Genomic DNA, 13,205 nt, shown 5'->3' with positions numbered 1-13,205 from the left:
GTTCGCCTCCGTGCGTCATACTGGCTCGCCGGATCCGTCCGATCGGCCCAGGGTCTGTTCTGCTGATCATGACGTAGTTGATTGATGATGCGTCGGTGGTTCGTCGCGGTGAGCTGACTGATGCGGCGTGGGCGGTGATCGCGCCGTTGTCGCCTGAGGCCGGGTCGCGGTCGGGACGGTGGCGTGAGCCCCGGCAGGTCATCAACGGAATTTTGTGGAAACTGCGTCGAGCCCCTGCAGGCCGACTACGGGTCTCCCGCACCTTCACCAGACCCGGGAATGGATCGGCCACCGCTGGTGCGCATCCTCGACGGCCGCGAACTCCAGCATCAGCCCCACATGCTAGTACGGCTCCCGGTCAGCGCGGGCAGGGTTCGGCAGGATCAGGTCGTAGCGGCCGGTGGGAGTTCCTGGTGGCGGTCTCTACGCGATCGGACGATCCCGATCTTCTGGCGCATTGGATCGGCCAGACTCGGGCAGCCGACCGGTGACGTGGACTGGATCAGCGCCCACTTGTACCACGGGGGGTCTGGACACCCTTTTCACGGGCGTCGTCGCCCCCCTGTCGACGAGACGACCGCCGCCGGCCTCGTCGACGGACACTTTCTTCCTGCGGCACGGGGACAGCGGGCCGCACATGCGGCTGCGGCTGCGCCCGGCCCGGCGCGAGCACGCCGGACCGGTGCGCGACCGCGTCCGGCACCGCGCCGCCGCGCACTTTGCCGCGCATCCCTCGACACCGGCGATGAGCACCGAGGTGTACCGGACGCTCGCGGCACCCTCGCCCGGGGCGAGCGGCTGGACCGCTACGAGCCGCGGCTGCTGCCGAACGACTCGGTCCGGTTCGTCGCGTACCGGCCGGAGCACCACGCGTACGGCACCGGCCCGGCTCTGGCGGCGGTGGAGCGCCACGTCACCGAGCTGAGCGCCATCGCCCTGCGGGTACTGCGGGCCGGCGCCGCGCCGCACCAGCGGGCGGCGATCGCACTGGCCGCGACCATGACCACCCGCGCCGTGTGCGAACCGGACCTCGAAGCGGCGGCCAGCCGGGTCGCCGGCGCGCTGCACCGGACGCCGGCCGGCGGGCCGCTCGACGCGGACCGGTCCATCGTCGAGGCGGCGTACGCACGCGACCGCGCCGCGCTGCTGCGCCAGGCCCGGGCATGCTGGGCCGGTGACGTCGGACCGGCCGGTGCGGTCCTCGATGACTGGTCCCGCTCCGTCCGGTCGCTGCACGCCGTGCTGACGTCGCTGTGGGCGGCCGCCGACGGCCCGAGCGACCCGGGCTCGCCGATGGGACCGCTCGCCGCCGTCACCGGTGCCGATCGCCGCGCGGTGACCCTGGTCCTGCTGCGCTGCGCCCACCTGTTCAACAACCGCCTCGGTCTCGGCCTCGACGTCGAGACCCGGCTCGGGCTGCTCGTTGCGCGGACGCTCGCCGACCTGCACCACCGCACCCCGCCCCGGCCCGGCCCGGCGGCACCGCCCGAAATGGAGTCCTGAGATGCGGTCCTGGCACACCCTCCACATCGCCTACCACGACGCGGACAAGGACGGCCTGCTCCTCGACAGGATCCGGCCCGCCCTCGCCCGGCTCGGTGCCGACGGCACCGACGCGTTCCTCTTGCGGCATTGGTGGCGTGGCCCGTACCTGCGGCTCAACGTCCGCACCGACGAGCGGGCCTGGCGCGAACGCGTGCGGCCACTCGTCGAGAAGGCGGTCGGCGCGTATCTGGCGGCACACCCGTCGGTCACGGTGCTCGACCCGGCGGCATCGCTGGACCGGCACCGGGTGCTGGCGCTGCAGGAGTACGAACGTGGCCCGCTTACCCTCTGGTACCCGAACAATCCCGCGACCGCGCGGACGAGGTGGCCGAACGGGTCCGCGCCGTCGTGCGCTGCCTGGACGACCCGAGCTCATCGGAGGTGCCGTTCGTCCGGGAGCGGGCCGCGCTGCTCCGGCGTCACCGCACGTCCTTCACCGCGCTCGTCGGTGACGGTGCTCTCGTCGGACCCGCGCCGACGCCGCACCGGTCGCCGGGGTGTCGAGCACAGTGAGCTGCACCGGCTGATGTTCGACCACGCGGCGTACCACGAGACGGTGTTCACCCGGCCCGACTTCCTGCGCTACCGGGTGGCGCTCAACGCGACATACCTGCACCTGACCCGCCTCGGCCTCACCCCGATGGACCGCGTCTCGGGGCGGTCGGGCTGGTCCGCGACCTCATTCGGCGCGCCTCCTGACGGTCCGGGCGGCGCGTGCAGCGCCTCGCTCGGCCGGTGATCGACGCGCGGGAACCCCCGGTCGCGCGATCAACGCGCGAAGACCCTCGGCCGCTCAGTGATCGCCGCGCTGCCGACCTCGCCGCCGGTCACATCGCTGAGGCTTGTACGGCGAGATCGCCGGTGCGGGTCTTCGGCCTGACCGGCGGTGGCCCGCACGCGGGCACCGTGCGGTGGCGCGGCATCCCGCGCGGGCGTGACGACGCGGCACTGCTGGCGCGAACCGGCCGGCGGGCCACTGCGATGGGGACGGGTGTGCACGAACCGCCCCGGCATCCCCTGCCAGACGTGGGGCTTCCCCAACTGGGCCGGCAGCGTCGACGACCGCCCCGAGTCCTGGCAGGCGACCGGCGCCCTGAACCCCGGCAGCGCTCACGTCGGCGACAGGTATGTCCTCGGCCTGCACACCCAGCCGCCGCAGCCGCGGGACGGCACCCGCCTCGCCGTGGGCGGGGCTCTCGGGCGCGGCGATCCTCGTGCTACACCACGTCGACCAGCCGCTACGCAGGATCAAAATGCCTCATAGGTCGTGATCCAACCGGAGGCGCCGGCCCGTCACGGCCGGGCGGTCCTGGGCAATGTCGCGGTGAAGCTGAGCCCGCCACCGGGAGTGGCGTGGCACTGCGCCGCCCCGCCGATGGTCTCGATGAGCGCTCGGGCCGTGCCGACGGAAAGCTGCGGGCCGGGTCCAGGTCCATCGTCTCGCCCGCCGCGGCGGTGGCAGGTCGTCCGGGCTCGACCGGCAGCGGCTGCCGCCCGCGGACGGTGGCGGAGTGCGACCGGGACGACGGCGGGGCGCGGCCCGGGGCAACGCGCGTGGTGGGCCGATGTCGTGGGCGCCGCGGCGATGCTCAGCATGCTCGTCGTCGTGGCCAGCCGCCGCACCTGATCGTCCACGGGTGCGCCAGTCCGGACCAGTGCTGCCAACCACCGTCGCGCCGGCATCCGCCGCATCACCACCAGGTGATCGCACGGCGCGCCGCCTGGGCCGTGCACGTCGCTGATGCCCAGGTAGACATCGGGACGATCCTCCGGTTGAGTTCGACCTCGCGCCGGCGCACCGGTTGACGGCGTTCGCGGTGAAGTCCAGGAAACCCAGGCCGACCGACTTTTGAGTTTGTACGCCCGGTCTCAGACCAGGAACACCACCGCCGCGTGGTCCGTGCACCGCCACGACCGGGTCATCAGAACCGCCAGGAGCGTTCTCGGTCCGCACTGCCACGTCCGCACCTCATTGTTCGACCGTCCTGTCCCGTTCGCCCGGTGGTTTCCGGCCGCAGCGGCCCATGCCGGGCCAGAATGGACAGAGACGACCGGGCCCGTGGATGCTGCGCCTCGACCCGGTCGCCCGGAAGGTGCTCGAGCACCGCACCGGTCCGGGCACTCGTCGCCCGGAATTCCTGAACATCACCGCAGCCCGGCATCCGGGAGTCCAGATAGGAGTCTGCCATGACCGAGGTCAAACGCTGGACGGTCAGCGTATTCGTCGACGAACGTGACAGCCGGACATACGCGGAAGCACGCCTGCAGGCCGGCGACAAGACCCGCCTCACATATCTCGCCGGCACGGGTCAGGCCCGGCTCAACCCGGCGGACAAGGACATCCCGGAGATCGGCGACGAGCTCGCCGTCGCACGGGCCTTGTCCGACCTCGGCCATCAGCTCCTGCTCACGGCGACCGCAGACATCCAGGCCACCTCCGACCGCCCAGTACATCTGAGTCGATAGTGGGTTCTCCGGCCGATCTCGAGGGTGCCCGGTCCAGCTCCGGTGGGTTCGTCTGGCAAGGTGAGGTTGCCTGCTCCAGCAACCCCACACCGCTTCGGGCCGTGGATTGCCGGGAGTTGTCGAATGAGGCGTTGTGACACGACGACCCACCTTCGTGGTGCGTGGTCCAGAGGGCGGCCAGCGAGCCGGCGATGAGATCAGCACACCCCCGCCGAGACAGTGCAGGCGACGAGACCCGGATCGGTCTGCGGAGCGGTCCGGAGGACCGGCTGTTGGATCGGTCCGGCCCGATGGAGTGTCCGCTGTCCTCGGTACGGCGGCGGTCGATATCAGCGCGGAAGTGTCAAGGAGAACCTCATGGTCAGTGTCGCGCCAGACGGGGTATGCCGGTGGCGTCTCGAGCCGGTCGGGGCGATGCGGGTGCCCGGCGTGGTCTTCGCCCACCGCGGGCCTGCTGCCGGACGCGCCGGGGGATCAGGCGTTGCAGCAGGTGGCGAACGTGGCGACACTGCCCGGTGTCGTCGAGGCGTCGTACGCCATGCCGGACGTCCACTGGGGATACGGGTTCCCGATCGGCGTGGTGGCGGCCACCGACCCGGCCCGCGGCGGGGTGATCTCCCCGGGCGGCGTGGGTTTCGACATCTCGTGCGGCGTGCGGCTGCTCACCTCGACGATCACCCGTGCTGACGCGGCGGCACACCCGAAGCGCCTGATGGACCTGCTCGGGGCGGCGACGCCGCGGGGCATGGGCCGCGGCGGCGTGCTACCCGCCACCGGCCAGGCCGAGCTGGACGAGATTCTGGCCGGCGGCTCGGCGTACGCAGTCCGGCGCGGCTTCGGGGTCCCGGCGGATCTGGTGTTCTGCGAGGACGGTGGTGCGGTGGCCGGTGCCGACCCCGGCGCCGTGGGCGCGCGTGCGCTCGAGCGGGGCAGGGGCCAGGTGGGCAGCCTCGGCTCGGGCAACCACTTCCTGGAGGTCCAGGCCATCGACCGGATCTACGACGAGCGGGTGGCCCGCACGGTCGGCCTGCGTCCGGACCTGCTCTGCCTGATGATCCAATGCGGGGTCGCGGGTCTGGGCCACCAGATCTGCTCGGACCATGTCCGCGTGATGTCGGCGATGAACCGGTACGGCATCCAGGTGCCGGATCCGCAGCTGGCCTGCGCCCCGGTGGCGTCCCCGGAGAGCCGGCGCTATCTGGGCGCGATGGCGGCGGCCGCCAACTACGGCCGCGCGAACCGGCAACTGCTCACGAACGAGGCCCGGCGCTGTTTCCGCGATGCCGGCCTAGGTCGTGTTTCGTAAGGGGTCGATGTTGCGGCGTGGCGGTGATCGATAACTGAAGAGGTCTCCGGTAGGTGGTTTAGCGACCAAGCAAAACCGAATACCAGACCGGAGACCTCGTGCCGAGCGTAGCGGCAGCGAGGCGCCATGACATGACCGACGTGCAGTGGGCGGTGCTGCAACCGTTGCTGCCTGCGGGAAACGGTCGTGGGCGTCCGCGGAAGTGGGCAGTCAGAGATGTCGTCGACGGGATCCGGTGGCGGGTCCGCGCCGGGGTGCCGTGGCGGGACGTCCCTGCCGTGTACGCGCCGTGGCAGACGTTGTACCGGTGGTTCCGGCGCTGGCAACGCGACGGGACGTGGGCGAAGATCCTGGCCGCGTTGCAGACCCTGGCGGACGCGGCTGGGAAGATCGGCTGGACGGTCAGCGTCGATTCCACGGTCAGTCGCGCGCATCAGCACGCTGCCGGCGCCCGCCGGGACGCGCACCTGCAGAAGGAGCCACCAGACGGGGTCGGCGGTGCCGAACCGGCCGATCATGGTCTAGGCCGCTCTCGTGGCGGGTTCACCACCAAGACCCACCTGGTCTGCGAGCAGGGCCGCAAGACCCTCGCGGTGGTCGTGACCGCTGGGCAGCGCGGGGACAGCCCGCAGTTCATCCCCGTGCTGGAACGCATCAAGGTGCACCGCATCGGCGGCGGCCGGCCACGGACGCGTCCCAGCCTGATCCTGGCCGACAAGGCGTACACCAGCAGAGGCAACCGCGGGTACGCCCGCCGCCGCAAGATCCGCGTCTGCATCCCGAGCAAGGCCGACCAGGACGCGCACCGTAAAGCCAAGGGGTCCAACGGCGGGCGGCCACCCGCCTTCGACCCTGTCGTCTACCGGTTGCGTCACGCCGTCGAGTGCGGCATCAACCAGCTCAAACACCACCGGGCCATGGCCACTCGGTACGACAAGCTCGCCGTCCGCTACGAAGCCACCGTCACCATCGCCGTTATCAACCAATGGCTCCGAGCCTTACGAAACACGACCTAGGCGATCTGCGGCTGCTGTACGACGTGTCGCACAACCTCGCCAAGCTGGAGACGCACACCGGCGACGGGGCGGCCCGGGAGTTGTGCGTCCACCGCAAGGGCACTACGCGAGCCTTTCCGCCCGGCCACCCCGACCTGCCGGAACCGCTGCGGGAGGAGGGCCAGCCGGTGCTGGTGCCCGGTTCGATGGGCACTGCCTCCTACGTGCTCGTCGGCGTGGCCGACGGGCAGGCGTTCCACTCCGCCTGCCACGGCGCCGGCCGCACGCTCAGCCGGCACGCCGCCGTCCAGCGCGCTCCCGTCGAGGCGGTCGGCCGCGAGTTGGCCGCCGCCGGCGTCCTGGTCCGAGGCGCGAGCGCCCGTGGGCTGGCCGAGGAGGCGCCGCAGGCGTACAAGGACGTGGACGAGGTGGTCGACACCTGCCGACGAGCCCGCTGTACCGCTTTCACCGGCGTGCGTTCTCCGCATTCATTTATCGGTGTTGGCGAGGACGATCCATCATAGGGACGGGCATGCGTCCCGGCCTCCGGCAGGCAGGTAGCGGTGGGCGATCCCCCCGTGAATCACCCTGCGCCGTCCGGTCACAGGGATAGTTTCGAAGTTGGACCTGCGAGACGTGCGGGAGAGCCCAACTGGGTGACAGTTGAGCTGAGAGGTTGAACGACCGAGAGGTCGAACGGCGATCCCCACTACCTGATCCAGGCAATGCTGGCGAAGGGAAACCGCCTCGTAGGTCTTTCGTCGCACTCGGAGCAGTCTGGGCGCGGACGGATTCGCGAGGAGGCGGACCACGATCCTGGGTAAGCGGGTTTTCCGAAGCCGCGTCGACGCGGGCCGGCGGCTCGCCAGCAAACTGGCTCACCTGTGCGGCCACGATGTTGTGGTGTCGGTCTGCCGCGCGGTGGAGTCCCGGAGCGGCCCGAACTTGGTATGGGTGCGGTCGGTGAAGACGGTGACCGCGTCATCAACCCGCAGGTGATCCGCCTCGCGAATGTCACTGACCACGAGCTAGCAGCGGTGGAGGAGCCAGAACGGGCCGTGAACGCCGACTTCACCCCTACCTCGGACGACGAGGTCCGCGAGTTGCTCATCCGGGCCGCCGTCCACCCGGGTGTCCGCCGGAGCGCCGGCCGAGGCAAGCGCGCAGGCGGCTCGGCTGGCCGCGACGAGGAGGTGATGATCCGCGCCGGGAACCTGGACCTCGGCGGGCACCTCACCCTGCCCCCGGATGAGAGCGGGTTGGTGCTGTTCGCCCACGGCAGCGGCAGCGGCCGCCACAGCCCACGCAATCAGTACGTGGCCCTGATCCTCAACCAGGCAGGTTTGGGCACTCTGCTGTTCGACCTGCTCACCCCGAACGAGGCGGCAGAGCGGGCCAACGTGTTCGACATCGAACTGCTCGCCCAGCGGCTCACCGATGTCAGCGCCTGGGCGCACGATCAGCCGTGGGGCCATGACCTGTGCATCGGGTGGTTCGGCGCCAGCACGGGCGGCGGGGCGGCCCTGTGGGCCGCGGGCGAGCCGCACGCCGGCGTCGCCGCGATCGTCTCCCGAGGTGGCCGCCCCGACCTGGCCGGACCGCGGCTGCCTGCCGTCACCGCCCCCACGCTGCTCATCGTCGGCGGCCTGGACACCAAGGTGCTGGCCCTCAACCGAGCCGCACAAGCCCAATTGCGGTGCCCCAACGACCTGGTCGTGGTTCCTGATGCCAAGCATCTGTTCGAAGAACCGGGCACGCTGACCGCGGCGGCCCGTCATGCCCAGGCCTGGTTCACCACACACCTGCGCCACGTCGCCCACACGGGCCGCCCACCCGCCTGAGGGGCAGGCCGTGCTGGACGTCGACGGGGCGGCCATCTCCGGGTCCGGGATGATCGTCCGGCAAGCGGTAGGCCTGTCAGCAGCGTGTGGGGGCGTCGCGGCCAGCCTGGCGGTCGCCTCCTTCGGCCCAGGTGTCCTTGCCGTGAAGATTCTGTCCCGCACGGGCGCCTTGGCCCGGTTCCGCTCACCCGCTGTGTTCGCATCGTTGGCCGGCGTCGCACCGATTGACGTGTCCTCCGGCGACGTGCAACGCACCGCTTGTCCCGCGTCGGTCACCGCAACTCAGCTATGCCCAACACGTCATGGCCATCACCCAGATCCGGCGCGACACCGCCGGGCGCGTCTACTACCAGGGCAAACGTGCCGCCGGGAAGTCCTAAAAGGAAGCACTTCGCTGCCTGAACCTCCGACGTGCCGACGTCGTCTACCGGGCCAGAACGGACCCGTACGTCGTCCGCATGTGGGCTTGGCGTGAGCGGCGGCGGGCCGGTCAGGTCGGGCGTGGGGGGCCGACCGTGCGTGTGAGGGTGTGGGCGCAGGGCAGCAGTAGCTGCCGATCATAGTCGCCGGCTGGGTCGGTGAGTAGCCCGGTGAGCATGTGGACGGCCCGCCGGCCCATGGCGTTGCGCGGGATGTGCATGCAGGCCCAGGGCTGACCGCCGACCTCGCCGCCTGGGTCGTCAACGAGCAGGACGATCGAGATCTCGTCGGGGATGCGCAGGCCACGGAGGCTGGTGATGGCGTGCAGCACCCGCAGCAGGCCGACCGATTCGACGAGGATGGCGGTGGTACCGGCGGCGAGCGCGTCGTCGAGCCATTGCGCGGTGAGCCCGTCGGGGTTGGCGTAGGCCGGGACCGGCACGGCAAGGCCGAACCGGTCGAGGGCGGCGGCGAAGCCGTCCCACCGGTCGGCCTGCGGCTCGTAGCGGACGGCCTCGCCGAGGTAGGCGAATGACCGGTGTCCCAGGGCGACGAGGTCGTCGACGATCCGGCCGGTGGCGGCGCGGTAGTCGCCGCCGACGTAGCAGATCTCGACGCCGGGTACCTCGCGGTGTCCGATGTAGACGAACGGGTGGCCGTCGGCGGCGAGCCGGGCGAGGTCGTCGCGGTGCGCGCGGTGGCCGAGGATCAGGCTGCCGGCGGCCTGGCCGAGGCCGTTGACGTTGTCACGGTAGATGCGGCGCACCCCGCCCTCGTCGCGGGCGGCGGTGAACAGCACGAGGTTGCAGCCCTCGATGCTGGCCTGCTCCTCGATGCCCTGCAGGAACTCGAAGTAGTAGTCGCCGGTGCTGGTGGGGAAGATCGGCTCGAAGGTGTGCACGCCGAGGAGCGGGGGCGCGTGGCGGCGCTGCAGCGTGCTGCGCTGCTGGGGGCTGGTGCTGTAGCGCAGCTGGCGGGCTGCTGTGAGCACTCGCCGCTGTGTCTCCGGGGAGATCCGGCTCAGATCGCCCGCGCCCCGCAGCACCTGCGACACCGTTGACTGGGAGACGCCGGCTTCGCGCGCGATGTCGGCCTGGCGCGAGCCCCGGGTGCGTGGCCTGGTCACGGCTGTCCTCCTGCGTGCGTCGGCACGGTCGATTGAGCGGGCCCGGTCGATTGCGCCGGCACGGTCGAGTGCGGTGGCCACGCGAGGACCGCGCCGGTTCGTACGAGTTCCTTGCGCAGCGTCTCATAGTCCACGTCCGCGACGCTGAGTTGCGCGTCGACCGCCTGTGCCGCGGCGCATCCGGCGGCCTCGCCGATCATCATGAACACCGGCTCCATCCGGACCGACGCGAACGCGACGTGTGAGGCCGAGACCGCGGCGGCGACGAGGAGGTTGGTGCACTCGGCGGGCCTGGGCACGATCGCGCGGTACGGGATACCAAACGGTGCCGTGAGCGGGTGCTGCACGTTGCCTTCGTTGCGGGGTTGCCCGTCGACGAGCACGCGTTTGGCGTTGTGCGAGTCCATCACGTAAGAGGCGAGCGCAATCGGGTCGGCGGGCCGGGGCCGGCCCGATGCGTCGTGCTGGGTGACGACGTAGCCGGCCACCATCCGGCGGGCCTCGCGGACGTACAGCTGGTGCGGCCAATGCCCGGTGGCCGGGAACTCCGCCGGGGACAGCCCGTACGTCCGGGTGGCGTCGCGGACCGCCGCCGGCAGCCGCGGGTCGTTGGCAAGGAAGTGGAGCAGGCCGGCCTGGTACCGGACGTGGTCCTGGAAGATCTCCTCACGCCGGTCGTAGCCGGCTTCGGGCCAGTCGTAGTTGGCGCCGATGTGGTCGGAGGAGACCGCGCCGTGGTTGTTCATGTCGTGGATGTCGCCGCGGATGCGGGTGGTGCGGCCGTACAGGTCGAAGATGCCGGCGTCGATGTACCGGCGCAGCAGTTCGTAGCGGTCGGGGTCGTAGCCGTCCGGGCGGGGGTAGGCGATCCGGCGGGCGGAGGGTGTCACGTGCAGGCGGAAGGTGTACGCCTGGACGCGCCGGTCGCCGGCACCGATGCTGCCGTGCCCGGCGGGGCTGATCCCCGGCAGCAGGCCGCTGCCCGGCCGGCCGGGCAGCATGTACGGGTCGACGCGGCGGGTGAACTGGTGGTTCTCGCTGACCTGGACGCCGGCCTGCGGTTCGCCGTACGTGCTCGACGCCTCCCGGCCGACGGTGTAGCGGACCCCGGCGGCGGCCATGAGGTCGCCCTCGTAGGACGCGTCGATGTAGACCGCGGCCCGGTGCCGGCCGCCATCGCCGGTACGCAGCTCGACGATGCGGCCGGCGACCGCGGTGACGCCGCTGAGGTGCTGGCGGTGGCGCACCTGCACGCCGGCGTCGGCGAGCCAGCGTTCGAAGATCTCCTCGGCCACCCGCGCCTCGACGGTCCAGTGTGGGTCGGGCGCGTCGTAGGCGGCGGCGACCTCGGCGTAGAAGGCGCGGGCCAGGCCGCCGACGGTGTCCGCCCGCCCGACGTCGGTCTCACCGAGGCCGCCGGCGGTCATCCCGCCGACGTGGTCGTCGAAGGCGAGCAGTAACACCGACATCCCGTCCCGGGCGGCGCGGACCGCCGCCGTGACCCCGCCCGACGTTGCTCCGTACACGACGACGTCCGATCGGGTCGGGCCGCCCTGCGCGGGGTCGGCGGGGAGGAGGTAGTGGAGTCCGGGCAGGGCGGGTGCGGCGGTCATGGATGGCTTTCTAACAGCTCCGGCCGACGACTGTACATAGCTAATATTTGCTGATCTGTTGATATGGAACTGTGTCGAAAGCTGCAGCGTGTGCGCGTATTGACACGGCAATGACGGTGGCAGGTAACGTAGCCGCAATCTCGGGCCGGCAATTGACGAAGAAAATATTAGCAGCCGGTGTCCACGACGGAGGCGAGCATGAGCAAGGCGACGGAGCTGGAGACCGACCTGCTGGTGGTCGGCGGCGGCCTCGGGGGAGTGGCCGCGGCGCTGACCGCCGCACGGTTGGGCCGGCGGGTCGTACTGACCGAGCCGACCGACTGGCTGGGCGGGCAGCTCACCGCCCAGGCCGTCCCCTCCGACGAGCATCCGTGGATCGAGACCGAATACGTCTCGCCCGGCTACCGGGAGCTTCGCGACCGGATCCGCGACTACTACCGGCGCAACTACCCGATGCGGCCTGAGGCGGCCGCCGACCCCACGCTCAATCCGGGACTGGGCAACGTCAGCAAGTTGTGCCACGAGCCGCGGGTCGGCGTCGCGGTCATCGACGAGCTGCTCGCCGGGTACCGTTCGGCCGGCCGGATCACCGTGCTCACCGAGCACGAGCCCGTCGCCGCGCAGACCGACGGAGACCGGATCACCGCGGTGACGCTTCGCGACCTGCGCACCGGCGACCTGCGCACGGTGCGCGCACCGCTCGTCGCCGACGCCACGGAGCTCGGCGACCTGCTGGAGCTCGCCGGGGCGGAGCACGTCATCGGCGCGGAGTCGCAGGAGCAGACCGGCGAGCCGTATGCCGCACCCGAGCCGGACTGGACCGACCAGCAGGCGATCACCTGGTGCTTCCCGGTGGAGTACCGGCCTGGCGAGGACCACGTCGTGGACCGCCCGGCCTCGTATGAGCACTGGAAGACCCACGTCGACCCGTTCTGGCCGGGGCCGCAGCTGTCCTGGATGAAGATCGACATCCACACCAACGCCGGCAAGGAGAACCGCATCTTCGAGGGCGACATGGACGCGGTGCGGCTGCCGGACCTCTGGCACTTCCGCCGCATCCGGGCCCGCAGCCAGTTCCGGCCCGACCTCGTCGACACCGACATCTCGCTGGTCAACTGGCCCAACACCGACTACTGGGAGGCGCCGCTCGTCGGTCCCGGGGTGGACGAAGCAGCCCGTGAGCTGGCGCTGCGGCGGTGCAAGGAGCTGTCGCTGTCGTATCTGCACTGGATGCAGACCGAGGCGCCGCGCCCCGACGGCGGGCACGGCTACCCGGGACTGCGGTTGCGTCCTGACCTCACCGGGACGGCCGACGGCTTGGCCAAGACGGCCTACATCCGGGAGTCCCGCCGCATCAGGGCCCGCTTCACCGTCCTCGAGCAGCACGTCGCCGTCGTGGACCGGCCGGAGGGCGCTGGCGCGGTCCAGTTCGCCGACGCGGTCGGCGTGGGGCACTACAACATCGACCTGCACCCGAGCACCGCCGGCGTCAATTACGTCAATCTGGAGTGTTACCCGTTCCAGATCCCGCTCGGCGCACTGATCCCGGTCCGCGTCCGCAACCTGCTGCCCGCCTGCAAGAACATCGGCACCACCCACATCACCAACGGCTGCTACCGGCTGCACCCGGTGGAGTGGAGCATCGGCGAGGCGGTCGGCGCGCTGGCCGCGTTCTGTCTGGCGCAGGGCACGGAGCCGCACGCGGTGGCCGACTCGGACCGGCTCACCAGCGACTACCAGCAGCTGCTGACCCAGACCCTCGGGATCCCGGTCGCCTGGCCCGAGCAGATCCGCCGCACCCGGCCCTCGCAGGCCGCCAAGGGGGCGACGCCGCTGCTGGCACTGCCGCAGCAGCGGGTCAAGCCGGCCGGCCTGCCGGCGGGGAAGTGACCG

Annotated in this window: 11 protein-coding genes and 2 pseudogenes; 11 read left to right on the top strand and 2 right to left on the bottom strand. The window is 71.2% G+C overall.

Annotated features, from left to right (window positions below; translation table 11 throughout):
* Positions 1-95: 95 nt before the first annotated feature.
* The 10 genes and pseudogenes from OHA72_RS47900 to OHA72_RS65210 form a co-directional block, all read left to right on the top strand.
* Positions 96-227 (top strand): annotated as a pseudogene (locus OHA72_RS47900) (transposase); the annotation flags it as partial.
* A 173-nt stretch (positions 228-400) separates the two neighbouring features.
* Positions 401-925, top strand: a complete 525-nt coding sequence (locus OHA72_RS65220) for a lantibiotic dehydratase C-terminal domain-containing protein (protein WP_442788776.1) — start codon at positions 401-403, stop codon at positions 923-925.
* Positions 820-1,503, top strand: coding sequence for a lantibiotic dehydratase C-terminal domain-containing protein (locus OHA72_RS65215; protein WP_442788775.1), 684 nt, complete (start codon positions 820-822; stop codon positions 1,501-1,503). The genes OHA72_RS65220 and OHA72_RS65215 overlap by 106 nt, the downstream gene beginning before the upstream one ends.
* Before the next feature lies 1 nt (position 1,504).
* On the top strand, positions 1,505-2,284 hold the full coding sequence (locus OHA72_RS47890; protein WP_327002751.1) for a lantibiotic dehydratase C-terminal domain-containing protein: 780 nt from the start codon (positions 1,505-1,507) through the stop codon (positions 2,282-2,284).
* Positions 2,285-3,732: 1,448 nt separating this feature from the next.
* On the top strand, positions 3,733-4,011 hold the full coding sequence (locus tag OHA72_RS47885) for a DUF1876 domain-containing protein (protein WP_327002750.1): 279 nt from the start codon (positions 3,733-3,735) through the stop codon (positions 4,009-4,011).
* 357 nt (positions 4,012-4,368) lie between these two features.
* Positions 4,369-5,290, top strand: a pseudogene (locus OHA72_RS47880) (RtcB family protein); the annotation flags it as partial.
* A gap of 158 nt (positions 5,291-5,448) precedes the next feature.
* Positions 5,449-6,333 (top strand): IS5 family transposase, encoded by an 885-nt coding sequence (locus OHA72_RS47875; protein WP_327002749.1) that lies wholly within the window; start codon positions 5,449-5,451, stop codon positions 6,331-6,333.
* A gap of 23 nt (positions 6,334-6,356) precedes the next feature.
* Positions 6,357-6,836: an RtcB family protein gene (locus OHA72_RS47870; protein ID WP_327002748.1), complete on the top strand. Its 480-nt coding sequence runs from the start codon at positions 6,357-6,359 to the stop codon at positions 6,834-6,836.
* Between the two features lie 672 nt (positions 6,837-7,508).
* A complete protein-coding gene (locus OHA72_RS47865; protein WP_327011803.1) occupies positions 7,509-8,153 on the top strand; it encodes a dienelactone hydrolase family protein in 645 nt (214 codons plus the stop codon).
* Positions 8,089-8,628, top strand: coding sequence for a transposase (locus OHA72_RS65210; protein ID WP_442788402.1), 540 nt, complete (start codon positions 8,089-8,091; stop codon positions 8,626-8,628). The genes OHA72_RS47865 and OHA72_RS65210 overlap by 65 nt, the downstream gene beginning before the upstream one ends.
* Positions 8,629-8,643: 15 nt before the next feature.
* Here the strand turns inward: OHA72_RS65210 and OHA72_RS47860 are convergent, their stop codons facing one another.
* Entirely contained in the window at positions 8,644-9,699 is a 1,056-nt protein-coding gene (locus OHA72_RS47860; protein WP_327002747.1) for a LacI family DNA-binding transcriptional regulator, read from the bottom strand.
* Complete coding sequence (locus OHA72_RS47855) at positions 9,696-11,312, bottom strand: FAD-dependent oxidoreductase (RefSeq protein ID WP_327002746.1); 1,617 nt, start codon at positions 11,310-11,312, stop codon at positions 9,696-9,698. Before OHA72_RS47855 ends, OHA72_RS47860 begins: the two co-directional genes overlap by 4 nt.
* 198 nt (positions 11,313-11,510) lie before the next feature.
* On the opposite strand from OHA72_RS47855, the gene OHA72_RS47850 reads away from it, so the two are divergent.
* Positions 11,511-13,202: an FAD-dependent oxidoreductase gene (locus tag OHA72_RS47850; protein ID WP_327002745.1), complete on the top strand. Its 1,692-nt coding sequence runs from the start codon at positions 11,511-11,513 to the stop codon at positions 13,200-13,202.
* Positions 13,203-13,205: the final 3 nt, after the last annotated feature.

Source organism: Dactylosporangium sp. NBC_01737 (assembly GCF_035963215.1).
Classification (GTDB): domain Bacteria; phylum Actinomycetota; class Actinomycetes; order Mycobacteriales; family Micromonosporaceae; genus Dactylosporangium.
Note: the sequence above shows the minus strand (reverse complement) of the source record. Positions and strands in the feature narration are given on the sequence as shown.